Source organism: Pseudomonas sp. LBUM1664, from assembly GCF_059695895.1.
Window position 1 is genome coordinate 74,899 of record NZ_CP166791.1, and the last position, 24,016, is coordinate 98,914.

At 59.9% G+C, this 24,016-nt stretch carries 26 protein-coding genes; 11 read left to right on the forward strand and 15 right to left on the reverse strand.

What is annotated here, in order from left to right; all coding sequences use genetic code 11:
- The first annotated feature begins 125 nt into the window (after positions 1-125).
- The 7 genes from def (at position 126) to ACA047_RS00370 (ending at position 5,760) form a co-directional block, all read left to right on the forward strand.
- The gene (def, locus tag ACA047_RS00340) at positions 126-632 is read left to right on the forward strand and encodes a peptide deformylase (RefSeq protein WP_497360598.1); all 507 of its coding nucleotides are present in this window, start codon (positions 126-128) and stop codon (positions 630-632) included.
- A 71-nt stretch (positions 633-703) separates the two neighbouring features.
- Positions 704-1,663 carry a methionyl-tRNA formyltransferase gene (gene fmt / locus ACA047_RS00345; protein ID WP_497355643.1) on the forward strand — a complete coding sequence of 320 codons (960 nt, stop codon included), beginning with the start codon at positions 704-706 and terminating at the stop codon, positions 1,661-1,663.
- Positions 1,660-2,970 carry a 16S rRNA (cytosine(967)-C(5))-methyltransferase RsmB gene (gene rsmB, locus ACA047_RS00350; protein WP_497355645.1) on the forward strand — a complete coding sequence of 437 codons (1,311 nt, stop codon included), beginning with the start codon at positions 1,660-1,662 and terminating at the stop codon, positions 2,968-2,970. Before fmt ends, rsmB begins: the two co-directional genes overlap by 4 nt.
- 25 nt (positions 2,971-2,995) lie before the next feature.
- On the forward strand, positions 2,996-4,369 hold the full coding sequence (gene trkA / locus ACA047_RS00355) for a Trk system potassium transporter TrkA (RefSeq protein ID WP_497355647.1): 1,374 nt from the start codon (positions 2,996-2,998) through the stop codon (positions 4,367-4,369).
- Between the two features lie 188 nt (positions 4,370-4,557).
- Positions 4,558-4,869 carry a tetratricopeptide repeat protein gene (locus tag ACA047_RS00360; protein ID WP_497355648.1) on the forward strand — a complete coding sequence of 104 codons (312 nt, stop codon included), beginning with the start codon at positions 4,558-4,560 and terminating at the stop codon, positions 4,867-4,869.
- 165 nt (positions 4,870-5,034) lie between these two features.
- Complete coding sequence (locus ACA047_RS00365; RefSeq protein ID WP_497355650.1) at positions 5,035-5,514, forward strand: hypothetical protein; 480 nt, start codon at positions 5,035-5,037, stop codon at positions 5,512-5,514.
- A 12-nt stretch (positions 5,515-5,526) separates the two neighbouring features.
- The gene (locus ACA047_RS00370; protein ID WP_497355652.1) at positions 5,527-5,760 is read left to right on the forward strand and encodes a hypothetical protein; all 234 of its coding nucleotides are present in this window, start codon (positions 5,527-5,529) and stop codon (positions 5,758-5,760) included.
- Between the two features lie 94 nt (positions 5,761-5,854).
- Here the strand turns inward: ACA047_RS00370 and ACA047_RS00375 are convergent, their stop codons facing one another.
- A complete protein-coding gene (locus tag ACA047_RS00375) occupies positions 5,855-6,301 on the reverse strand; it encodes a GNAT family N-acetyltransferase (protein WP_497355654.1) in 447 nt (148 codons plus the stop codon).
- Between the two features lie 224 nt (positions 6,302-6,525).
- Here ACA047_RS00375 and ACA047_RS00380 point away from each other — a divergent pair, with 224 nt between their 5' ends.
- Positions 6,526-7,167: a LysE family translocator gene (locus ACA047_RS00380; protein ID WP_497355656.1), complete on the forward strand. Its 642-nt coding sequence runs from the start codon at positions 6,526-6,528 to the stop codon at positions 7,165-7,167.
- A gap of 100 nt (positions 7,168-7,267) precedes the next feature.
- Here ACA047_RS00380 and ACA047_RS00385 read toward each other — a convergent pair whose 3' ends face one another.
- The gene (locus ACA047_RS00385; RefSeq protein ID WP_497355658.1) at positions 7,268-8,434 is read right to left on the reverse strand and encodes an MFS transporter; all 1,167 of its coding nucleotides are present in this window, start codon (positions 8,432-8,434) and stop codon (positions 7,268-7,270) included.
- A 94-nt stretch (positions 8,435-8,528) separates the two neighbouring features.
- On the opposite strand from ACA047_RS00385, the gene ACA047_RS00390 reads away from it, so the two are divergent.
- Complete coding sequence (locus tag ACA047_RS00390; protein WP_497355660.1) at positions 8,529-9,422, forward strand: LysR family transcriptional regulator; 894 nt, start codon at positions 8,529-8,531, stop codon at positions 9,420-9,422.
- A gap of 228 nt (positions 9,423-9,650) precedes the next feature.
- Here the strand turns inward: ACA047_RS00390 and ACA047_RS00395 are convergent, their stop codons facing one another.
- The 8 genes from ACA047_RS00395 to ACA047_RS00430 form a co-directional block, all read right to left on the reverse strand.
- Entirely contained in the window at positions 9,651-10,094 is a 444-nt protein-coding gene (locus tag ACA047_RS00395; RefSeq protein WP_497355662.1) for a GNAT family acetyltransferase, read from the reverse strand.
- Positions 10,095-10,323: 229 nt separating this feature from the next.
- On the reverse strand, positions 10,324-11,754 hold the full coding sequence (locus ACA047_RS00400) for an IS1182 family transposase (RefSeq protein WP_497351847.1): 1,431 nt from the start codon (positions 11,752-11,754) through the stop codon (positions 10,324-10,326).
- A gap of 219 nt (positions 11,755-11,973) precedes the next feature.
- Positions 11,974-12,336, reverse strand: a complete 363-nt coding sequence (locus ACA047_RS00405) for a DUF6124 family protein (protein ID WP_497355664.1) — start codon at positions 12,334-12,336, stop codon at positions 11,974-11,976.
- Positions 12,337-12,780: 444 nt separating this feature from the next.
- Positions 12,781-13,416, reverse strand: a complete 636-nt coding sequence (locus tag ACA047_RS00410) for an SCO family protein (protein WP_497355666.1) — start codon at positions 13,414-13,416, stop codon at positions 12,781-12,783.
- Positions 13,413-14,312: a heme o synthase gene (gene cyoE, locus ACA047_RS00415; RefSeq protein WP_497355668.1), complete on the reverse strand. Its 900-nt coding sequence runs from the start codon at positions 14,310-14,312 to the stop codon at positions 13,413-13,415. The genes ACA047_RS00410 and cyoE overlap by 4 nt, the downstream gene beginning before the upstream one ends.
- On the reverse strand, positions 14,300-15,379 hold the full coding sequence (locus tag ACA047_RS00420; protein WP_497355670.1) for a COX15/CtaA family protein: 1,080 nt from the start codon (positions 15,377-15,379) through the stop codon (positions 14,300-14,302). Before ACA047_RS00420 ends, cyoE begins: the two co-directional genes overlap by 13 nt.
- Before the next feature lie 10 nt (positions 15,380-15,389).
- Positions 15,390-15,983, reverse strand: a complete 594-nt coding sequence (locus tag ACA047_RS00425; protein ID WP_497355672.1) for a PA_0111/PP_0108 family redox-active disulfide protein — start codon at positions 15,981-15,983, stop codon at positions 15,390-15,392.
- Entirely contained in the window at positions 15,949-16,686 is a 738-nt protein-coding gene (locus tag ACA047_RS00430) for an SURF1 family protein (protein WP_497355674.1), read from the reverse strand. Before ACA047_RS00430 ends, ACA047_RS00425 begins: the two co-directional genes overlap by 35 nt.
- Positions 16,687-16,756: 70 nt before the next feature.
- Between ACA047_RS00430 and ACA047_RS00435 the strand changes: the two genes are divergently transcribed.
- The gene (locus ACA047_RS00435) at positions 16,757-16,960 is read left to right on the forward strand and encodes a twin transmembrane helix small protein (RefSeq protein WP_497355676.1); all 204 of its coding nucleotides are present in this window, start codon (positions 16,757-16,759) and stop codon (positions 16,958-16,960) included.
- 8 nt (positions 16,961-16,968) lie between these two features.
- Here the strand turns inward: ACA047_RS00435 and ACA047_RS00440 are convergent, their stop codons facing one another.
- From ACA047_RS00440 to coxB, 4 genes are all read right to left on the reverse strand, one after another.
- Positions 16,969-17,856 carry a cytochrome c oxidase subunit 3 gene (locus tag ACA047_RS00440; protein WP_497355678.1) on the reverse strand — a complete coding sequence of 296 codons (888 nt, stop codon included), beginning with the start codon at positions 17,854-17,856 and terminating at the stop codon, positions 16,969-16,971.
- A 24-nt stretch (positions 17,857-17,880) separates the two neighbouring features.
- The gene (locus tag ACA047_RS00445; RefSeq protein ID WP_497355680.1) at positions 17,881-18,432 is read right to left on the reverse strand and encodes a cytochrome c oxidase assembly protein; all 552 of its coding nucleotides are present in this window, start codon (positions 18,430-18,432) and stop codon (positions 17,881-17,883) included.
- 39 nt (positions 18,433-18,471) lie between these two features.
- Positions 18,472-20,064, reverse strand: a complete 1,593-nt coding sequence (ctaD, locus tag ACA047_RS00450) for a cytochrome c oxidase subunit I (RefSeq protein WP_497355682.1) — start codon at positions 20,062-20,064, stop codon at positions 18,472-18,474.
- Positions 20,065-20,146: 82 nt separating this feature from the next.
- Positions 20,147-21,274: a cytochrome c oxidase subunit II gene (gene coxB / locus ACA047_RS00455; protein WP_497355684.1), complete on the reverse strand. Its 1,128-nt coding sequence runs from the start codon at positions 21,272-21,274 to the stop codon at positions 20,147-20,149.
- 369 nt (positions 21,275-21,643) lie between these two features.
- Between coxB and ACA047_RS00460 the strand changes: the two genes are divergently transcribed.
- Positions 21,644-22,294, forward strand: a complete 651-nt coding sequence (locus ACA047_RS00460) for a hypothetical protein (protein WP_497355686.1) — start codon at positions 21,644-21,646, stop codon at positions 22,292-22,294.
- Between the two features lie 157 nt (positions 22,295-22,451).
- Here the strand turns inward: ACA047_RS00460 and ACA047_RS00465 are convergent, their stop codons facing one another.
- Complete coding sequence (locus ACA047_RS00465; protein WP_497355688.1) at positions 22,452-23,981, reverse strand: SulP family inorganic anion transporter; 1,530 nt, start codon at positions 23,979-23,981, stop codon at positions 22,452-22,454.
- Positions 23,982-24,016 lie beyond the last annotated feature (35 nt).

Below are 24,016 nucleotides of genomic sequence, written 5' to 3' on the forward strand. Positions count from 1 at the left end.
GCGTAAAACGCCAGAGCCCCCGTGGCCCGCTCCTTGAAGAGCTACGTTTTACAACGGTAGCCTGCATCCTCGGACACGCCAGGCCAGCCACCCGACTTTACCTCATGCGTGCATTTATCAAGCTTATGGCCATTTTGAACATTCTCGAATTTCCGGACCCGCGCCTGCGCACTATCGCCAAACCAGTGGCCGTAGTGGACGACGAAGTGCGTCAGTTGGTCGATGACATGTTTGAAACAATGTATGAAGCGCCAGGCATCGGCCTCGCCGCGACCCAGGTCAACGTGCACAAGCGTATCGTCGTGATGGACCTCTCCGAAGACCGCAGCGAGCCTCGGGTGTTCATCAATCCCGAGTTCGAAACCCTGACCGACGAGATGGAGCAATACCAGGAAGGCTGCCTCTCGGTGCCGGGCTTCTACGAAAACGTCGACCGCCCGCAGAAGGTCAAGATCAAGGCCCTGGATCGCGACGGCAAGCCTTACGAGCAGGTCGCCGAAGGGTTGCTGGCGGTGTGCATCCAGCACGAGTGTGACCATCTCAACGGCAAGTTGTTCGTGGATTACTTGTCTAATCTCAAGCGTGACCGGATCAAGAAAAAACTGGAAAAACTTCATCGCCAGAATGCTTGATGCCCCCCTTCAAAGGCTTGCCGCGGCAAGCCTTTTTCTTTTTGCGACTGCTTTGTAATTGAGAGCTTCCCATGACTGAGCCACTGCGCATCGTCTTTGCCGGCACGCCCGAGTTTGCCGCAGAACACCTCAAGGCCCTGCTGGCCAGCCCTCATGAAATCGTGGCGGTCTACACCCAGCCGGATCGACCGGCTGGCCGCGGGCAAAAACTGATGCCCAGCCCGGTCAAGCAACTGGCCCTGGAAAACGGTCTGCCGGTGTTGCAGCCGCCAACCCTGCGCGACGCGCAAGCCCAGGCCGAACTGGCCGCGCTGAAGCCGGATTTGATGGTGGTGGTTGCCTACGGTTTGATCCTGCCCCAAGTGGTGCTGGATATTCCGCGCCTGGGTTGCATCAACAGTCACGCCTCGTTGCTGCCGCGCTGGCGCGGTGCGGCGCCGATCCAGCGCGCCGTGGAAGCGGGCGATGCCGAGAGCGGCGTGACCGTGATGCGCATGGAGGCGGGCCTGGACACCGGGCCGATGCTGCTCAAGGCCAGCACGCCTATCAGCGCCGAAGACACTGGCGGCAGCCTGCACGACCGCCTGGCGTTCATCGGCCCGCCGGCCGTGGTCCAGGCCATTGCCGGCCTGGCCGCCGGTACGCTGGAAGGCGAAGTGCAGGACGACAGCCTCGCCACCTACGCTCACAAACTGAACAAAGACGAAGCCCGCATCGACTGGAGCCGTCCGGCCATCGAGCTGGAGCGCCTGGTGCGTGCTTTCAATCCGTGGCCGATCTGCCACAGCACCTTGAATGGCGAAGCCTTGAAAGTGCTGGCCGCAAGCTGCGCCGAAGGGAAGGGCGCCCCGGGTGAAATCCTCGGCGCCAGCAAGGACGGCCTCATCGTCGCGTGTGGCGAACAGGCGCTGTGCCTGACCCGTCTGCAATTGCCCGGTGGCAAGGCGCTGAACTTCAGCGATTTGTTCAACAGCCGCCGTGAGAAATTTGCCGTCGGCACCTCTCTGGGCCAAGCGGCGGACGCCTCATGAACCCGCGTCTGGCCGCCGCCAAGGCACTTGCCGCCGTCCTCAGCGGCAAGGCCTCACTCAACAGTTCGCTGCCGACCCAACTGGACAAGGTTGAAGACCGGGATCGCGGTTTCACCCAAGACCTGGCGTTCGGCACCGCCCGCTGGCAGCCTCGGCTGTCGGCCCTGGCGGCCAAGCTGTTGCAGAAACCGTTCAAAGCGGCCGATGCCGACGTCGAAGCGCTGCTGCTGGTGGGGCTCTATCAGTTGCTCTACACCCGCGTTCCCGCCCACGCCGCCATCGGCGAAACCGTGGGCTGCGCCGAGAAGCTGAAAAAGCCCTGGGCCAAGGCCTTGCTCAATGCCGTGCTGCGTCGTGCGCAACGGGAAAGCGAAGCCCTGCTGGCCGAGCTGGAACACGACCCGGTGGTGCGCACCGCCCACCCGCGCTGGTTGCAGAAATCCCTGAAGGCCTTCTGGCCCGAGCAATGGGAAGCCATCTGCGCAGCCAACAATGCCCATCCGCCGATGATCCTGCGGGTCAACCGTCGACACCATACTCGCGATGCCTACCTGGCGTTGCTGGGCGAAGCCGGCATCCCGGCCACGCCGTGCCAGTACAGCCGCGACGGTATCGTGCTGCAAACCCCGGGCGATGTGCGCGCGCTGCCGGGCTTCGCCGAGGGCTGGATCAGTGTTCAGGACGAAGCCGCCCAACTGGCCGCCGACCTGCTGGAACTGGCGCCCGGCCAACGGGTGTTGGACGCCTGCTGCGCCCCGGGTGGCAAAACCTGTCACATTCTTGAGGCCGAGCCGAAGCTGGCCGGTGTGGTGGCAGTAGACCTGGAAGCCAAGCGCCTGGTGCGCGTGAAGGAAAACCTCGAACGCCTGGGCCTGGATGCCGAGCTGATCGCCGCCGACGGCCGCGACACCGCGGCCTGGTGGGATGGCAAGCCGTTCCAGCGCATCCTGCTGGACGCACCGTGCTCAGCCACCGGCGTGATCCGCCGTCATCCGGACATCAAGCTCACCCGCCAGCCGGACGACATCGTCGCACTGGCGGTGTTGCAGGGCGAACTGCTCGACGCCCTGTGGATCACCCTGGAAGTGGGCGGCATCCTGCTTTACGCCACCTGTTCGACCTTGCCGACCGAGAACACCGAAGTGATCGAAGCCTTCCTCGCCCGCACCCCGGGCGCCCGGGAGCTGGACATTGCCAGCCAGGCCGGCCTGAAGCAGCCCCATGGTCGGCAATTGCTGGCCCAGGAAGGCGGTCACGACGGGTTCTACTACGCCAAACTGATCAAAATCGCCGCCGTACGCGGTTAAGACCGATTCCATAAGGAGTGACTGGATGAAAATCATCATCCTCGGCGCAGGGCAGGTCGGCGGTTCGCTGGCGGAACATCTGGCCAGTGAAGCCAACGACATCACAGTGGTCGACACCGACGGTGAACGCCTGCGGGACCTGGGCGACCGTCTCGACATCCGCACCATACAAGGACGTGGTTCCTTGCCTACGGTGCTGCGTCAGGCCGGTGCCGACGATGCCGACATGCTGGTGGCCGTCACCAACAGCGACGAAACCAACATGGTGGCCTGCCAGGTCGCTCACACGTTGTTTCACACCCCGACCAAGATCGCCCGGGTGCGCGAAGCGGCCTACCTGACCCGCGCCGACCTGTTCGACAACGAAGCGATTCCGGTGGATGTGCTGATCAGCCCCGAGCAGGTGGTGACCAATTACATCAAGCGCCTGATCGAGCACCCGGGCGCCTTGCAGGTCATCGATTTTGCCGAAGGCAAGGCGCAGCTGGTGGCGGTCAAGGCCTACTACGGCGGGCCGCTGGTGGGGCAGCAACTGCGCCAGTTGCGTGAGCACATGCCGAATGTGGAGACACGGGTCGCGGCGATTTTCCGACGTGACCGGCCGATTCTTCCACAGGGCGATACGGTGATCGAAGCGGACGATGAGGTGTTTTTCATCGCCGCCAAGGCGAATATTCGCGCGGTGATGAGCGAAATGCGTCGTCTCGACGAGAACTACAAACGCATCGTGATCGCCGGCGGCGGGCAGATTGGCGAGCGCCTGGCCGAAGCCATCGAAAGCCGCTACCAGGTCAAGATCATCGAGATGAACCCGGCGCGCTGCCGCTACCTCTCGGACACCCTCGACAGCACCGTGGTGCTACAGGGCAGCGCCTCGGACCGCGACCTGCTGATGGAAGAGAACATCGCCGACGCCGACATCTTCCTGGCCCTGACCAACGACGACGAAGCTAACATCATGTCGTCGCTGTTGGCCAAGCGCCTGGGGGCGAAGAAGGTGATGACCATCATCAACAACCCGGCCTACGTCGACCTGATCCAGGGCGGCGACATCGACATCGCCATCAGCCCGCAACTGGCCACCATCGGCACCTTGCTGGCTCACGTGCGCCGCGGCGACATCGTCAGCGTGCACTCCCTGCGCCGTGGCGCGGCGGAAGCCATCGAGGCGATTGCCCACGGCGATGCCAAATCCAGCAAAGTGATCGGCAAGGCCATCCGCGACATCGGCTTGCCGCCAGGCACCACCATCGGCGCGATCATCCGCGACGAACAAGTGCTGATCGCCCATGACGACACCGCGATCCAGACCGGCGACCATGTGATCCTGTTCCTGGTGGACAAAAAACACATTAGCGACGTCGAGAAGCTGTTCCATGTGGGGTTGAGCTTCTTCTGACAAAACCTTCCCTGTGGCGAGGGAGCTTGCTCCCGCTGGCCTGCGAAGCAGGCCCTCTCCCACAGAGGATCTCCATTGCTCACAAATATTGTGAGCAACCCCAACCCCCCTGTGGGAGCGAGCCTGCTCGCGATAGCTATTTAGCTGCCAACTGATCAACCCCTGACACAACCGATAAGGACGCCGCCATGCTCGACTCCCTGGAAAAAATGCTCGCCAAGGGTGTGGATAACTCCCTGCTGCGCTTCGGCCTGGGCAAGGGTTACCTCGATCTTGGCGAATTCGCCCGGGCAGCCGAACACCTCCAACGCTGCGTCGAATTCGATCCCAAGTATTCAGCAGCATGGAAACTACTGGGCAAGGCCCACCAAGGCCACGGCGACTTACCGGCAGCGCGCCAAGCCTGGGAACAAGGTCTGGAGGCCGCCCGGGCCCACGGCGACAAACAGGCCGAAAAGGAAATGACCGTGTTCCTGAAGAAACTGGATCGCCAGCACTGACAAACTTTCAGCCCAGCACAGCCCCCGTGGCGAGGGAGCTTGCTCCCGCTTGAGTGCGCAGCACTCATAAAAAAGCCCACTCCCCGATCCAGCAAGCTGAAATGATTTGAATCCAATCCGCTCCTTGTAGAGAATCGCCGCCTTTACCTCGAAAGGAAACGAGCGATGAAGTTCGAAGGGACTTTCCAATACATGGGCAATCACGGGATCGTCTTCAACGTCTCGCAGATCACCCTCACCGACAGCGAACGTGGGCGCCTGCGTGAGCTGCATTTTGGCGAGGCGAAAAGCGCCCACTATGAGGTCAACAGCAAGGTCGTCGAGGTGTACGACAAGATGCAGGCCAAGAGCCTGCCGTGCGTGATGATGATCGGCATCTCCAAACCGCTGACCCGGCAACAGGGTGATGCCCTCAACGCTCAGCGCACCACGATCGCCAACCTTGCAGCCACGGCCTTCACTGCCGCCGCCAAGGCCGTGGCTCCCTCTTACGTGGCGATATCTGTAGGGGCCGGTGTGCGCACGTATGCCAATGAAATCCTGCCCACCTACCATGCGGGCGACGTACTGGTCAGCATAGAGGCGCAGGTCAACGGCGGTATCGGCCCGCAACGCACCCTCTCGACATTGATCATCAAGGCCTGACTGGAGACGTACATGTCCGTAATTACTCAATTGGTCATTGCCTTGGTGTTGTCCTTTCTGCTCGATCGATTCCTCAAACCCTATCTGCTACGCAAGTGGCTAGGCGTGGTGTTGGTGGCGGCGGGTGCGGTTGGCTGCGTTTTGGCCGGTCAGACCCGCTTGTTGGGGTTTGATCTGGGGTTGCTGTCGGCTTTTGCCGTGGCGATAGGGATGGGGTTGTTCATGAAGCGGCGGCGGTTTGAGTAGGTTGGCTGAGTGGGAAAGTCGGGCGGATTTAATATCAGAAAATATATCTGTCCCCTTATTCGGTCCCCTTATTCGCTAGAGGACTATCCATTAGTCATTTGATATGTCGGTAGACCTTTGTTGTGCGCAACGAGAATCCTGCCCCCTCATATAAACGATGGGCAGATTCACGATCTGGGTTGGATGTTAGATCCAGTGTTTTCGCGCCGAGCTCATGGCTTTTTTCTATTGCTGCTTCTATGAGTGTTTTGCCGATCCCTTGGCCTCGAGCACTGGCATCTACTACGACGTCTTCGATCCAAGCACGAACGCCTGTCGGAATACGAAAATGAACTAGGGTTAGCGCCCCCAAGATGCTTCCTCCACTTGCTACTCTCACGACTAATAAATGGGAGCACGCTGAATCCACGATCTGCTTCAAATCTTCCATTGTCATAGCTTGAGCGTTTTTGGAAAGCTGTGGGAGAAGGTCATTCAAAGATCTGAGCAGCATAGGATCGGTCTCTTGAACCACCTCGACAATAGCGGATTGGTTTGTCATTAGAGATCCTCAAGTGAAAGGGGGGAAGCTTCAATGGTTCAATTCTACACATTACTCCAAAGGGTCTACGAGTGACCGCTTCTGGGCCGATAGCTGACTTTCGTGAGAGGCTGCAATCGACCCAATATAGACAGTCCGTCCCTCCCGTGAAACCGAGCGAGATGGAGACTGTTTTCCCGCTCGCTCCTGTAACATCCGACACCTCACCCTCGAGAACATGGAAAATGGATTCTCACTCGATTTTGGCTTTTACCTTTGTCGCAGCTATTGCCATCGCTAGCCCGGGGCCTGCGACCTTGATGGCGATCAACAACAGCCTGTCCTATGGACAGCGCAGTGCAGTATGGTCATCTCTTGGCAACGCGAGTGGCCTGTTCTGTCTGTCGGCCGCCGCTATGTTGGGATTGGGGGCGCTACTTGCCAGCTCCGAATGGCTGTTCAACGCGGTGAAGATCATCGGCGCTGGTTATCTGTTCTATCTGGGGATAAAGCAGTTATTCAAAAGAGGCCCGATGCTCCCGGACACTGTTCAGGATGACTTGAAGAAGAGCAGACCCACTCGTTCCAAATTGTACAAGTCGGCCTTCCTGACGGCAGTGACCAACCCTAAGGCGACGATGTTTTTTACCGCGCTGTTCCCGCAGTTCATCGATCAGAGCGCGACGCTGCTACCGCAGTTCTTGATCCTCACCTCAATCTTCATGGCGTTGTCAGTGGCGTCCTTGAGTCTCTATGCCTCGATCGCCTCTCGGGCCAAGGGTGTGCTGACCCGACCCGAACTATCCCGTTGGGTAAGCCGGGTGGTTGGTTCGACGTTCATCTGTTTCGGAGCTTCCATCCTGACCATGCGTCGACAGATAGCATAAGAGAAGTTCGTTTATTAATGAATGTCCGTTCAACCCAAAGCGGCCATTCGCAAACGGCGGCTCTTGCCAGCAGCAGCTGTTGGCAAGAACCTGCCATCCTCTAGACCGCCGCAGCCACGCGGGCTCTGGAACACCAGGCGAAAGTTAGGACCATCAGCAGTCCCAGGCCCGCCATCGCTGCTCCGGCCAGTGATATTGCCGGATATCCTAACCCTGCGTTGATCACCGCTCCGCCTAGCGCGGCACCAATCGCATTGCCGAAGTTGAACGCACCGATGTTCACTGCCGAGGCCAGATTGGGCGCGTCTTTGGCAGCTTCCATCACACGCATCTGCAGCGGAGGCACCACGGCGAAGCTGGCGATACCCCATACGAGGATGCTCACGGCAGCCGACATCTGCCAACGCATCAGTATTGTGAATGCCAGTAGTACAAGAATCAGCACGCTCAGCGAAACGATCAGGGTACGGTCGATCGAACGGTCTGCCGCCTTGCCGCCCCATATATTGCCTAGGGTCAAGCCTACGCCGAACAGCACAAGCATGGCCGTGCTAAAGGTGGTGGACGCATGGGTCTCTCTGCTCAAGATCGGCGCGATATAAGTAAAGACGGTGAACATCGCGCCCGAGCCGACCACGGTCAGGGCCAGCGCCGCCAGTACCGGGCCGCGTCCCAATACCCGAATTTCGGCCAGCACGCCCTCGCTTTTCGGAAGCGGCAGGTTGGGCAGAGCGAACCACAACACAGCCATGGTCACCACGCCCAGCCCGGCAATGCCCCAGAACGCGGTGCGCCAGCCGAGCAGTTCGCCAAACCAGGTAGCCAGCGGCACACCGCCGATGGTCGCCAGGGTCAGGCCCATGAACATGGCGGCGACGGCCCCGGCGCGTTTGTCCGGCGCGACCACACTGGCGGCTACGATGGAACCGACGCCAAAGAACGCGCCGTGGTTGAGCGAGGTCACGAGGCGGGCGACCAGCAGGCCGTAGTAGTCGGTTGCCATGGCTGACATCAGGTTACCCAGCGTGAAAATTGCCATGAGTCCAATCAGCAGATGACGTCGGGGAATCTTGCCCGTGGTCAAGGTCATCAGTGGCGCGCCGAGCAGCACCCCCAGGGCATAGGCGCTGACCAAAAGACCAGCGGCGGGAATGGAAACGCCAAGGTCGGTAGCTATGCTGGGCAACATGCCCATGGGGGCGAATTCGGTGACGCCAATGCCAAAGGCACCGATGGCGAGTGCTACAAGGGGGGGATTGATACGCATGGAAGTCTCCTCATTTATGCACCAGATGTTACGATCTGCGCTTTTAGGGCAGTAGACTGCTTGACTGGCAAGCACCTTTGCGTATGAGGCAAAAATGGACTTCAACGGCAGATCAGGTGAGATGGCTGTGTTCGCTATGGTGGCGCAGGAAGGAAGCCTGTCGGCTGCGGCGCGGGCGTTAGGGCTGACACCCTCGGCAGTCAGCAGGGTCATCGCGCGCACGGAACACCGCCTCGGCACCCGCCTGCTGATTCGCACTACCAGGGCATTAGCCTTCACTGCCGAGGGCGAGGTGTATCTTCGTGGCGCTCGGCGCATCCTGGCCGACATGGGCGAGGTCGAGGAAGCCATCGCTGATCAGGGCGTACCCAAAGGCAGATTGCGGGTTAGTGCTGCCCTTGGCCACGGTCGCTTGGCCATCGTGCCCTTGGTGGCGGCATTCAGCGCCCGCTACCCGAACATTGTCGTTGACCTCACCTTAGGCGACGAAGTGGTTGACATCCTCGGAGGCCAGGCCGACGTAGCGGTGCGCTTTGGCCACCTGCCAGACAGCCCCCTTACAGCGCGCAGGATCGGCGACACCGGCCAGGTACTGGTGGCGTCACCTAAGTACCTGCAGCACCACGGCACCCCTCAAGAACCGGAAGACTTGCTGCGGCACAACTGCCTTCGCTTCAACTTCCGCCGTGCGGAGCCCGACTGGCCCTTCACCCGTGACGGCAGCGGGTTTTCTTTGAAGATCAGCGGCAATATCGAATGCAGTAGTGGCGAAGCGCTGGCGCAACTGGCTCGGTTAGGTGCCGGTATCGCGCGCATCGGCGAGTTCACTGTCGCCGAGGACCTGCAACGCGGTGATCTGGTACCCCTGCTAGAGTCCTGGAACCCTGGCGACAGGGAACCGATTCATGCGGTGTTCGTTGGCGGTACAGCCATGCCGGCGCGAATACGTGTGTTTGTGGACTTCTTGCTAGAGCACCACCGGATGTAAGCAACTCCTGGCTCGATCGTTTTCACAGAGGATATTCGTGGGCACCACGCAATCCGAAGCTGGCGTCGATAGACGACTTTAATCGGCCATAACGCGCGCACCCAATCTGTTTGTGACCAATGTGGCCGCAATCATGGGGGTCTGAAATATACGCGCGAATGACTGCTTTTGGCTGTGGCAGCCAGTCGCGGCAGACCGCCATCGACCCCTAGCGGACACTCCTCAGGATTACCCTCTAGGCATCACGATATTCGATTCGATTTTTTTCCCCATGCTGATGCGTGGTTCGATCGAGTAGCCTAGAGACTCGTAGAAAGTTTTGACGTTCTCATTTGCGCTGACAATTTGCAGGTTGATTTTCATGCACCCTCGGGCAGTCAAGGCGCCCTCAGCATGATGGATCAGGTTTGCCCCTAAACCTTTTCTACGATGTGAGGGATGCACCGCAACCGAGTACAACCATCCACGATGGCCGTCGTACCCAGCCAGAACGGTGCCAACAACTTCATTTCCTACCAGAGCAACAAAAAAGAGGCCATCCGATACGGCCAGCTTCTTGTCGATAGCAAGGTCAGGGCTGTTGTGCGCGGTTTCGTAACCGAATACGGCTTCCCATAGTTCCATGACGGAAAGTCGATGGTGTTCGTTTGAATAGTCGGCAATAGCATCCATGGCACAGCCCTCGAATTGAAAAGGCTGACGCTATCTCCCCGTCGAGGATGCTGTCCACTGTCTTCTTCTGGCCCAGAGTGTGTAAAAACGCGCTGATGCACCGTCGGCGCGCAGCGCTGACGGTTGTTAGCTGAGTGATTGCTCGCAACAAGTCCTGCGGATCATCACGAGGGCCTGGGAGCCCCTAGCACCGCTTCTACCTTGCTGGGTGGCCAAAATACAGACCTCTTCAGGCCGACAGCGCCTTCATTAAACCGCTGGTACCGAGAATTTTCATGACCCGCTTCAAGTTGTAGGCGAGGACGTTCAAGCTCATCTCCGCACTCACTCCGTTCAGCTTTCGTGTCAGGAAATGCGTGGCGCCCATCCATTGTTTGAGTGTCCCGAAGGGATGCTCGACCGTACGTTTGCGGACTCGCATCATGTCCGGCGCGTTGCTCAGCCTGTTCTGCATTTCCTCCAGTACGGCTTCATGCTCCCAGCGTCGAACCCGCCGTTCCGTGCTCGGTGTGCACTGCGGTTTCATTGCGCAGCCCTTGCATTTCGAACTCCAGTAACGGTGCAGCGTCAGGCCTTTTTCAACGTTGGTATAGCGCCAGATCAGTGCTTCTCCCGCCGGGCAAATGTATTCGTTTTTTGCCGCGTCGTAGATGAAAGCATCGTTATTGAAACGCCCGTCCGCTTTGGCTCCAGAGGTCATCGGCTTGGGCACATAGGCAGTGATGCCTGCATCGTGACAAGCCAGGATCTCTTCGCTTTTGAAGTAACCTCGATCAGCCACTACCGACAACGTTTCTGACGCCATAGCCTCGCAGGCCTGCTTGGCCATCGAGCTGAGTTGATCGCGGTCGGAACCGACGTTGGTAACCTCATGTGCAACGATCAAATGGTGCTGGGTATCGACCGCTGTCTGCACGTTGTAACCGACGATTCCAGTGCCGCGCGTCATCATGGAGCGGGCGTCTGGATCGGTCAGTGAGACCTGTTTATCCGGTGATTCGTTGAGTTGAGTTTCAATGACCTGTAACTCTTTCATCTGAGCTTTGAGCTTGTCGATTTTCTCTTGCAGACGAGTAGCCTTAGGCTGGGCGATCGAGGGTTCTTGCCGATCGGCTTCGTCGAGCGCAGTCAGGTACCGATTGATACCCGATTCAATTTCTTCCATTCGCCGCTTGAGTTTGGCGCTGGTGAAATTGCGGTCGCGGTTGTTGACCGCCTTGAATTTGCTGCCGTCGATGGCGACCAGATTTTCTCCGAACAGTCCCAGCTGCTGGCACAGCACCACGAACTGGCGGCAGACACCTCGGATGGCCTTGCTGTTGTCTTTTCGGAAGTTGGCGATGGTCTTGAAATCGGGCATCAAACGCCCGGTCAGCCACATCAGCTCGACGTTGCGTTGGACCTCTCGTTCAAGACGCCGGCTCGATGGAATGCGGTTCAGATAGCCGTAGATGTAGATCTTCAGCAGGATCGCGGGATGGTAAGCCGGCCGGCCAGTATCAGCCGGTATGGCGCCCTCGAAACCCAGTTTGACCAGGTCGAGTTCGTCGACAAAGACGTCGACTACGCGCACCGGATTGGTATCCGTGACGTAATCGTCGAGGCTCGCCGGAAGGAAGGTGCCTTGGCCTCGATGTTCACCTTGGATAAAGCGCTTCATGGGCGATCCCTGCGATGAAATCCTCAGAAATCATAGCAAGGGTTTGCGAAAGCGTTTTTACACACTCTGGGCCGTTTACGGCCTATCACTAGAAAGGATGGTGGCGGAATATGCGGAAAAAGAATTTGAGGCTATTTAGAGATTATTCGTCCGCTTCTGCGGATGGAAGAACCAAAACCCGACGCCAGACGTCGGGTTTTTTCGTTGGGGGAATAAATACTATTGTCGCGGTTCCACGTTATCCAACACCCGATTCGCCAGCAACGAACTCAGCTCAATCAACTGCTGAATACCAAGCGCCACATGACGCCTCGATCCATCCAACTCAAACGCCAGATCATTCACCATGGCATCAGCCGAAGCCAGCGTCTCACTGAGATTAGCGAGCAAGCATTCGTTATCGAGGCCTTTCACGATGGTGAATACCTGCCCTGGTTTTGGCTCGTCTTGAGATTTTTCAGATTTCGGCAGCAAGTAGTAATCAAGCACGCGTTTGGTGGTTTCGTCTTGCTGCTTGGCTTTGGATTTTGCAGATTGTGGGGTGGGGTCTGCATCTGGGGGATTTGGAGTTGCTTTGAACATTTTCACGTTTCCTTTGTTAGTAGGCCGCTACCGTCTCGCTACTAAACGAAAGGGAGGCAGCTGTGCGCAAGTTAGTAGACCGGTAGGAAAACGGAAAACCCGGCGCGCCCGAAGGCGCCATGCGCACAGCCACCATCGAGTGCAGGCAATGCCCGACTGATGAGACTCATGCGACCGTATCCTTAACCGGGCTACTAAACCCGACCACTGATGGGCAGTGGCAGGAAGACAATAGAACCCCGGGACAAGGCGCACAAGCGGGCGGATTCTGGCGTAGTTGTAGGCAAAGGCGCAAGGATGTGTGGCTTGGTGGAAGTGCGTAGCCAGGTTCTGTAGGAGCAAGGCTTGCCGGCGATTCAGGCGACTAGTTTTCGTTGGGACCGTGTCGCTTTCATCGCGGGCAAGCCTTGCTCCCACAGCAGGCTCGCCACAGTTGTGTGTCGCCTATTTACGCTTGAGCATCTCCGGCAACTGCGCCACCAGTTTCTGGTTATTCAATGGCGCGCGGATAAACCCGCGCTGGGTGCCGTCCGGCCCGATGACGGCGAGGTTGCCGCTGTGGTCGACCGTGTAGTTGGGTTTGCTGGTGTCCGCCGGGATGAACGGAATGCTCACCGCGTTGGCGAGTTTTTGCAGGTCTTCGATCGATGAGGCGGTCAGGCCTTTGAATTGCGGATCGAAGTAACCCAAGTACTGCTTGAGTTGCTTGGGGGTGTCGCGGTTCGGGTCGACGCTCACCAGCACGATCTGCAACTTATCCACAGCCTCGGGCGGCAGCTCGCTTTTGATCTGGCGCAGTTGGGCGAGGGTGGTTGGGCAGATATCCGGGCAGAAGGTGTAGCCAAAGAACAGCAGGCTCCATTTGTCTTTCAACTCATCCATCGCCACGGGCTGACCGTCCTGGTCGGTCATTTTCACGTCCGGCAGGTTGCGGCTTTGAGGCAGCAGAATGATGCCCGCGTCGATCAGCGCCGTGGGGTCGCCCTGGCCTTTGCCGGACAGCACCTTATTGACGGTAAGGCCCAGGATCAGCGCGATCACGGCCACGAGAATGAAGACGGTTTTCTGGGTTCGAGTCATAGGCTCAACAGTAAGTAATGATCTACAAGCAGGGCGATGAACAGCAGGAACAAGTAATAGATAGAGTACTTGAAGGTGTTGATCGCCGCATGCGGCCGACTGCCACGGTACAACACCACGGCCCATTGCAGAAACCTGGCGCCCAGCACGAGCGCGCAAACCAGGTACAGCATCCCGCTCATCTGGATCACGAACGGCATCAGGCTTACCGCCAGCAGCACCAGGGTGTACAGCAGAATATGGATTTTGGTGTAGTGCTCGCCGTGGGTCACCGGCAGCATCGGGATATCAGCCTTGGCGTATTCCTCCTTGCGATGAATCGCCAGGGCCCAGAAGTGTGGCGGGGTCCAGGCGAAGATGATCAGTACCAGCAGCAGCGGTTCGGCGCTGACATGGCCGGTGGCCGCCACCCAGCCCAGCAGCGGTGGCGCCGCGCCGGCCAGGCCGCCGATGACGATGTTTTGTGGCGTCGCCCGTTTGAGGAAGCCGGTATAGACCACCGCATAACCGAGCAGCGAGGCCAGGGTCAGCCAGGCCGTCAATGGGTTGGTGAACGTCAGCAGCAATGCCTGACCGGCCACAGCCAGCGCCAGGGCGAAGGTCAGTGCGGCGGCCGGGGAAACCCGGCCCTCGGCCAATGGCCGTTTGTGGGTACGGGCCATCAATGCATCGATGCGTCGGTCCACCACATGGTTGACCGCCGCCGCGCCCCCGGCGCACAGGGCGATCCCCAGGTTGCCGAACACCAGGACCGTCCACGGCACACCGGCGCGGGTGGCGAGGAACATGCCGACCAGGGAGGTGATCAGCATCAGCACCACCACTTTGGGCTTGGTCAGCTCCAGATAATCGCGCCAGATCGCCTGGTTGTGGCGTTCACCGGTCAGGGTTGCCATGGCATCTCTCCTTTTATTGTGAGGGGGCTGACGCCGTGTTTATGCGGATTGAACCGCCAGCGTAGCGGGACCTGATGCTTGACCCGGACCAGGCTGGTACGGGCGTGATAATTGACCAGCACCAGGGTCAGCAACAGCGCGGCGCCCCCGGCGTTGTGGGCGACGGCCACCGGCAGCGGCAGATGGAACAGCACGTTGCTGATGCCCAGGGTGATTTGGGCCGCCAGTGCAATCAGCACCAGCCCGGCCAGGCGGGTCATGCCGACCGCTTTCAGTTGCCAGGCCAGTCCTAGCAGCACCACTGTCACCAGCAACGCGCCGATACGGTGGGTCAGGTGGATGGCGGTGCGGGCGTCGCTGTCGAGTTGGCCGCCCAGGTAGTTCGGGCCAATGTGTTGGGTCAGGTGAAAGCCGTTGGCGAAATCAGCAGGTGGCAGCCATTGGCCGTGGCAGGTGGGGAAGTCGATGCAGGCCACCGCGGCGTAATTGGAACTGACCCAGCCGCCCAGGGCGATTTGGCCGATCACCAGCAGCAGCCCGGCCGTCGCCCAATGCTGCAGGCGCTTGGGCACGGTCAGCGCCGGCAACACGCCGGACAGCCTCAGGGTCAGGAGAAACAGCAGGCTCAGGGTCGCGAACCCGCCCAACAGATGCCCGGTCACCACTTGCGGCCAGAGTTTCAGGGTCACGGTCCACATGCCGAACGCCGCTTGGGCGAACACCACCGCCAGCAGAAACAGCGGCAGCTTCAAGGGTAGGCCCGGGTGGCGACGATTGATCCAGGCCCGGGCGGCCAGCGCGGTAATCATCAGCCCCAGGGCCCCGGCAAAGTAACGATGGACCATCTCGTTCCAGCCCTTGTGGGCTTCCACCGGGGCGTCGGGAAAGTGCAGCTCGGCATGGGCCAGTTGGGCTTCGCTTTTGGGCACGCTGATGAAGCCGTAGCAACCGGGCCAGTCCGGGCAACCGAGGCCGGCGTGGGTGAGCCGGGTGTAGGCGCCCAGCAGTACGACGATCAGTGCCAGCAGCGTGGCAAACAGCGCGAGGCGAAATCCAGGTTTGGCCATGTCGATGCCCTCATCCGATGTTCGACAGTTTCAGCAGATGTCGCAGGTCGTTGAGCAGATCCTTGCCCTTGACCCGGGCGTCGTAGCGCAGCACCAGGTTGCTGTGCGGGTCGATGATCCAGAGCTGAGCGCCGCCAATGCCTTGGGCGCCTTTCTGATAAGCCGGCACGTCCAGCGGATAGCGTTGCAGTTGTGGATATTCACGCTGCAGTTGAGCGTCATACTCGGCGTCCAGCGGTTGCGCGATGGCCAGGGCATGGCTGGCGCGGGAAGCCTCGCGACCCAGACCGATCTGTACCTGGCGGGCCAGGTACACCAATTGCCGGCAATCCACCGAACATTCCTGCGGCGCGGTGACCAGGATCTGCCAGCGCTGCTCATCGGCCTGTACGCCAATCTCGGCGCGGGTCTGGCCATTGCCGATCAGTTCGCCGTGGTAATTGCGACTTTCCGGGACCCAGAACTGGAACTTGTACATGCCGGTGGCCAGGATCATCGGGGCGACCACCCCGAGCACAATCAGCAGCAGTTGCAGACGCCCCTTGCGACGGTTGCGCGCCGTGGGTGCCTCAGACGTGTTGGTTGGATTCATGGCGGTTCCCATGGTGTCTCCCTGCGTTATGCCATCCGAGATAAAGGAAAAGGCCGAACAGTGCCGCCGACATCGCGAACCACTGCACGGCATAACCGAGGTGTTTTTCCGGCCCCATGGCCACCACCGGCCAATCGGTCCGGTAGGCCCCGGGGCCGCTTTGTTGCCGTAATTCATAGGTGAAACCGCTGCGGCCCAGTTCGGCCCAGAGCTTGTCCGGCTCGATGGCGGTGACCAGACGTGGCCACGGTGCATTTGCCGGGTCGGCGTGAAGCTGGAACGTGGCGCCCGGCGCCACATAGACCCATGCCTGCAGGCTCAGCGGTTGTTCGGGGGTGCTGAAGACCGGCGCAGTGCGGCGGTCAGGCCAGGGCAACCAGCCGCGATTGACCAGCAACCACAGCCCGGTCGCGTGGTCGAGAAAGGGTTGCAGCAACTCGACGCCGACCTGGCCGTCGTGTTGGCGGTTATCCAGCAGGATGCTGTGTTCGGCGTCGAACTGGCCCTGCAGGCTGACCGGTCGAAAGGCCGCGTCCGCCGTTTGTTGCAGCTCGGCGCTGCCGATTGGCTGCGCCACGCGGCGCTCGGCGTAATTCTCCATGAGCACGCGCTTCTGTTCGCCCCGGCTCAGTTGCCAGAACCCCAGGGACACCAGCAGCGGCAACAGCACGGCCACCACCAGCGACGGCACGATGCCCGGTTGGAAGCCTTTCATGGCGCCGTCCGAAAGCCGTCGAACGGGATAGCTATACTCACGTGCATCGCGTCCTCCCGGAGTGTCCCTAATGCTAAAAGCAGCCATCGTCCTGATGCTGATTGCCACGATTGCGAGCCTGTTCAGCGGCCTGTTTTTTCTGGTCAAGGACGACAGCAATTCCAATCGCCTGGTCATCGCCCTGGCGATCAGGGTCAGTCTGGCCGCCATCACCGTCGGCTTGATTGCCTGGGGTTTTTTCAGCGGCCAGTTGGTGTCCCACGCGCCTTGGTAACCGTTACCTCAGAGCACGTAGACGAAGATAAACAACCCGATCCACACCACATCGACGAAGTGCCAGTACCAGCTCGCCGCTTCGAAGCCGAACTGGTGCTCATTGTCGAAGTGCCCGCGCATGATGCGCATCAGCATCACAAACAGGATGATCGTGCCGATGGTGACGTGGGCGCCGTGAAAGCCCGTGAGCATGAAGAAGGTCGCGCCGTAGACTCCGGAGCCCAGGGTCAGGCCCAGTTCCTTGTAGGCGTGGATGTATTCCTCGGCCTGGAAGCCCAGGAAGGCACAGCCCAGCAGCACCGTCAGTGCCAGCCAGATTTTCAGCGCGCCGCGATGGCCTTTTTTCAGGGCATGGTGGGCGATGGTGACGGTGACGCTGGAACTGACCAGCAGCACGGTATTGAGCAGCGGCAAGCCCCAGGGGCTGATGACGTCCTTGGGCGCCGGGAAAAGTTTCGGGTCGGGGTTGTTCAGCAATGGCCAGGCGAACTCGAAGGTCGGCCAGAGCATGTGTGACAGGCCCTTGGTCCCTTCACCCGCCAGGCCTGGCGCTGAGATCATGCGCACATAAAACAGCGCACCGAAGAACGCGATAAAGAACATCACTTCGGAAAAGATGAACCAGCTCATGCCCCAGCGGAACGAGCGGTCGAGCTGCGCGCTGTACAGCCCCGCACGGCTTTCCTTGACCACCGTGCCAAACCAGCCGAACAACATGTAGGCCAACAGCAGGCCGCCGACGAAAAAGATCAGCGGGCCGTGGGAGTCCGGTCGGGCCGCCTTCAGGTCGTTGAACCAGGTCGCCAGGCCGTACACCGTGACGAACATCCCGACCGTGGCGATGATCGGCCATTTGCTCTGGGCCGGAACGTAATAGTGTTCGTGAGTTGCCATTTATTGTTCTCCTTATCGGGCACGCTATCGGTCAGTGTTTAAAGCCACCGGTGGATGACGAGCGGTGATATCGAACAGCGTGTAGGACAGCGTCAGGTGCTTCACTTCCTTGGGCATGTCCCGGTCGACAATGAAACGCATGGGCATTTCGATGCGTTCGCCGGGTTGCAGCACTTGCTGGGTGAAACAAAAACATTCGGTCTTGTGGAAATACGCCGCGGCGTTGCTCGGCGCGATACTCGGCACCGCCTGGGCGCTCATCGGCCGGTTGGTAGGGTTGTGGGCGACGAAGACCATCTCGTTCACCGCCCCTGGCCGCACCACCAGTTCATCGCCCTTGGGATAGAAGTCCCAAACCATGTCCACTGAGTTGGTCGACAGGAACTGCACGCGAACCTGGCGCGATTCATCGACGGTTTGCTCGCCTTCATACTGGCCGGCGGTCTTGCCATTGATGCCGAACGCCTTGCACATCACGTCATAGATCGGCACCAGGGCAAACCCGAAGACGAACATGGCCACCACCACCAGCAAGAGCCGGGTGACCAGTTTCTTCATCGAAATGGAATCAGCCATGGCTGCTGCCCCTTGCGCCGAACCCTGTGGGAGCGGTGTTCATTTCACTTCCGGTGGTGTGGTGAAGGTGTGATAAGGCGCCGGCGAAGGCACGCTCCACTCCAACCCCTCTGCGCCGTCCCACGGCTTGGCCGGTGCGGGCTCGCCGCCACGGATGGTCTTGATCACGATGAACAGGAAGAAAATCTGCGTGGCACCGAACATGAACGCGCCGATGGACGAGACCATGTTGAAGTCGGCGAACTGCAGGTTGTAGTCGGGAATCCGCCGTGGCATGCCCGCCAGACCCACGAAGTGCATCGGGAAGAACGCCATGTTCATGCCGACGAACGACAGCCAGAAATGCAGCTTGCCGAGGGTTTCGTCGTACATGTGGCCGGTCCATTTCGGCAGCCAGTAGTAGGCCGAGGCGAAGATCCCGAAGATCGCGCCGGGCACCAGCACATAGTGGAAATGTGCGACCACGAAGTAGGTGTCCTGGTACTGGAAGTCCGCCGGTGCGATGGCCAGCATCAGCCCGGAGAAACCACCGATGGAAAACAGGATCACGAACGCCACGGCAAACAACATCGGCGTTTCAAAGGTCAGCGAGCCTTGCCACATGGTGCTGGCCCAGTTGAACACCTTCACCCCGGTGGGCACGGCGATCAGCAGCGTGGCGTACATGAAGAACAGCTCGCCCACCAGCGGAATGCCCACGACGAACATGTGGTGCGCCCAGACGATGAACGACAGGAACGCAATGGCCGCCGTGGCGTAGACCATCGAGGTGTAGCCGAACAGCGGCTTGCGGGAGAACGCCGGGATGATCGAGCTGACGGCACCGAAGGCCGGCAGGATCATGATGTACACCTCGGGGTGACCGAAGAACCAGAACACATGCTGGAACAGCACCGGATCACCGCCGCCGGCGGCACTGAAGAAGCTGGTGCCGAAGTGGATGTCCATCAGCATCATCGTCACGCAGCCGGCCAGCACCGGCATCACCGCAATCAGCAGGAACGCGGTGATCAGCCAGGTCCAGACGAACAACGGCATCTTCATCAGCGTCATGCCTGGGGCACGCAGGTTGAGGATGGTGGCGATCACGTTGATCGCCCCCATGATCGAACTGATGCCCATCAGGTGGATGGCAAAGATGAAGAACGTCACGCTTTCCGGCGCATAGGTGGTGGACAGCGGCGCGTAGAAGGTCCAGCCGAAGTTCGGCCCGCCTCCAGGTGTGAACAACGTGGACACCAGCAGCAGGAACGCCGCAGGCAACAGCCAGAAGCTGAAGTTGTTCATGCGCGGCAGGGCCATATCTGGCGCGCCGATCATCAGCGGGATCATCCAGTTGGCGAGGCCGACGAAAGCCGGCATCACCGCGCCGAAGACCATCACCAGGCCATGCATGGTGGTCATCTGGTTGAAGAACTCCGGCTGCACGATCTGCAGGCCAGGCTGGAACAGCTCGGCGCGGATCACCATGGCGAACGAGCCGCCCAGCAGGAACATGCAGAACGCGAACCACAGGTACAGCGTGCCGATATCCTTGTGGTTGGTGGTCAGTACCCAACGCATCAGACCCTTGGCGGGGCCATGGGCGTGGTCGGCGCCGGCATGACCGTGGTCATCGATCACAGCACTCATGTCCTGTCTCCTTCGAACGAATGGGCTGGACGGCGCGGGGCAATGAGCCCCGCCCGGTTGCGGGAACAGACGTCAGGCCGGCTCATTTGCTTTCTGCCTGTTTGAGTTCCAGCACTTCTTTAGGCGTAACCATGTCGCCCTTGTTGTTGCCCCAGGCGTTACGTTCATAGGTCACGACGGCCGCGATATCGACTTCCGACAACTGCTTGCCGAACGCCGCCATGGAGGTGCCGGGTTTGCCGTGGAAGACAATGCCCAGGTGATCAGCCTTCGGCCCGGTGGCGATTTTCGAGCCCTTGAGCGCCGGGAACATTGGCGGCAGGCCCTGGCCTTCAGCCTGGTGACAGGCCACGCAGGTGGTGTGGTAGACCTTGTCGCCACGCTCCTTGAGTTCTTCGAGGGTCCATTCCTTGCTGGTCAGCTCTTTGAGCTGCGCAGCTTCGGCCTTGCGTTCGGCCAGCCATTTTTCGTAGTCGGGCTTGCTCTTGACCTCCACCACGATCGGCATGAACCCATGGTCCTTGCCGCACAGCTCGGCGCATTGGCCGCGGTACACGCCAGGCTGGTCGACGCGGGTCCAGGCCTCGTTGACGAACCCGGGAATCGCATCGCGCTTGACCGCGAAGGCCGGCACCCACCAGGAGTGGATCACGTCGGCGGAGGTCACCAGAAAACGCACCTTGGCATCGACCGGCAGCACCAGCGGCTTGTCGACTTCCAGCAGGTAGTGTTCGCCCTTGGCGCTCTGGTTATGGATTTGTTCGGCGGGGGTGGCCAGGTTGCTGAAGAACTCGACGTCCTGGCCCAGGTATTTGTAGTGCCACTTCCATTGATAGCCGGTGATCTGGATATCGATGTCCGACTCGCTGGAGTCGTACATCTTGATCAGGGTGGCGGTGGCGGGAATCGCCATGGCAACCAGGATCAGGAAGGGCACGATGGTCCAGAGGATTTCGACGCGGGTGTTTTCGTGGAAGTGGGCGGCGGTCTGGCCGGTTGAACGGCGGTGCACCATCATCGACCAGAACATGGCGCCGAAGACGATGATGCCGATCACTACACATATCCAGAAAATGGTCATGTGCAGGTCGAACACTGCGTGGCTGATCTGTGTCGCTCCAGGCGCCATATTCACAGTCCAGGCCGCTTGCGCCTGGCTGAAAATCGACCACAACAGGAGGCCCATCCATACGTGTGGATGTCGCGTCATTGCGGGTTCCCCTTATCGTTCTTGTTATCCCGTAGGCGTAAAGCCTGCGGCAAGGGAGCGGCTACATCAGACTACGAACTCGAGCGCCGTGCCTTGCTGCCTACTGCATCGGGTGTCATCAGCTAACTCATTCCAACCCGAGTATAGACAGCGACTGCAACCTCGCAACGCGACGACGTAAATCGTTTGAAACAGACGGGGCTTGCGCTAGAGCCCGCGAATGGAGAAGGATGCGAACTGAGTGATGGCAAACCGATATAACGGCGACGTATCAAGGAAGGGTCGGTTATGAAAAATAGGTCTTAGGAGTGTCTTTGCGCCAGCTAAGTTATGTCTTCCTATTTCACTGCCTTGTATTCTGGAGTTGTCATGAACACCGCCGCATTGCGCGAGCAGATCCAAAAAGCCCAACAACACGAGGCCGAGACCGGCCAGTTGACCCGTCAGTTGGGAACCCAGTTACCGAACCTGCACGTCGCCATCCAACTGCCGGATGCCGATGCCAAGGGTGTGTTGACCCGTTTTGTCACCGCATATATCGAGCAAGTGCCCGACCTGCTGGACGCCGCCAACGATGTCGCCCGCCAAGCCGGCATCGAATCGCAGATCAAACCGGTGCTGAAAATTGCCGAGCAGTTTTTCCTCCAGCCGCCCAAGGTCATGGAAGGCCACGTCGGCCTGGACAGCCTGTTGGACGAGGCCTACCTGGCCCATCGGCTGGTGGAAGAGGTCAATGACTTGTATATCAAGCATTTCGGCCAGCCACTGATCCCGCTGGATATGACCGTCGCCAACTTGATCGCTCACCAGTTGATCGGCGAATCGTTCGCCAACCAGTTGGATGAGGCAGTGCATCACGCCGTGGATGAAATGCTCGACGAAGACAGCTTTGCGCTGGAGTCGGTGGAGTCTTACCGGGAGAAACTGGGCAGCCCGGACACGGGCGCTGCGTGGAAGCGCTGGCCGTGCCTGTCGCGTCAGCTGGGCGTTGGGCTGGAGCTGGATCAGCCAGCGGCTTGATCCAGCAGAAACACCCCCCTGTGGGTGTTCACAATAATTGTGTTCACCGTAAACCCTGTGGGAGCGAGTCTGCTCGCGATGGCGGTTGGACATTCGACATCTATGTTGACTGATCCAATGCAATCGCGAGCAGGCTCGCTCCCACAAGGTCTGTGGATTAGCCCGCCGCTGCGCCAACCCCCACGGTGGTGCGCAATCGCCCTTCCAGCCTGCGCTTGAGCCCGCGGGATTCGATCAACAGCTTCGAACCCTTGCTGGCATTCGCCCGGCCCCATTCTTCCAGCAGCTCCAGGCACGAATGGTCGATGTAGCTCAGGTTATTGAGCGGCACATGCACCGTCGTGCCTTTGGGTATGGTGCCCAGCACCTGGGTCAGCGCCGGAACCTTCAGGAAGGTAGCCGCCCCCATCAGCCGCAACTCCATCTCACCTTCCTGGGGCAGATCGATCAGGCTGATTTTCAGCCGCGAGGCTTTCCAGGCCAGTTTCGCCAGGGTCAGGCCGAAACCAATCAGCACGCCGGTCAGCAGGTCAGTGAAGATGATTGCCAGAGCCGTCGCGGCATAGGTGAACATCGGCATCCGTCCATAACGGCCCAGCCCTCGAAATGCCTTGATATCCACCAGTTTGAAACCGGTGTACACCAACACACCCGCCAGGCTTGCTACTGGAATGCTTTGCAGCACGCTGGACAGCAAGAGTACGAAGAGCAACAACCACAGGCCGTGGAAAATCGTCGACATCCGCGTAGTGGCCCCGGCCTGGACGTTAGCCGAGCTGCGCACGATCACACCGGTCATCGGCAAGGCACCGAGCAGGCCGCAGAGCATGTTACCGATACCTTGCGCGGACAATTCCCGGTCGAAATCCGCGCGCTCACCGCTGTGCATACGATCCACGGCGGCCGCCGACAGCAGGGTTTCAGCGCTGGCAATGAAGGCAACGGCGAACGCGGCGATCAGCAACGTAGGGTCGGCCAGGTTCAACAGATCTGCCGGGCGCAGCCAGTCGATGGCTTCGGTGAGGTTGGCGGGGACTTCCACGCGCTTGACCTGCAAAGCCAGCAGCAGGCTGGCAATGGTCGCCAGGCCTACACCGAGCAGGGCGCCGGGCACGAAACGCAGGCTGTGAGGGCGAAACTTTTCCCACAACCACATCACCGCAATCGTCGACAAACCGAGCAAACCGGCCTGCCAGCCAAAGGACGGCAAGGCCTGAATCACCGCTGCGGGGAACGCTGCGAGATTATCCAACCCTGAAGGCTTGGGCACCGCGTCGAGCATCACATGGACCTGGGACAACACGATCAGCACCCCGATACCCGCCAGCATCCCGTACACCACCGCAGGAGCGGTTACTCGGAACCAGCAACCCAGGCGAAAGCGCCCGGCCAGCAATTGCAGAAGACCGGCCAGCAGCAAAATCGGCCCGAGCATGGCCACGCCATGTTGGCGCACCAGTTCGAATACCAATACCGCCAACCCGGCGGCCGGGCCGCTGACTTGCAACTTTGAGCCGGCCAGAAAACCCACCACCAGGCCACCGATGATGCCGGTGATCAGGCCCTTGGCCGGCGGCAGGCCGGACGCGATGGAAATGCCCATGCACAAGGGCAGCGCCACCAGAAACACCACCACCGAAGCCAACAGCTCCCGCGGCAGAACAGCTTTTAATTGAGCAGCACGCATGGCGACTCTCCCGAAGTTTTCTTCAGGCATGGCAA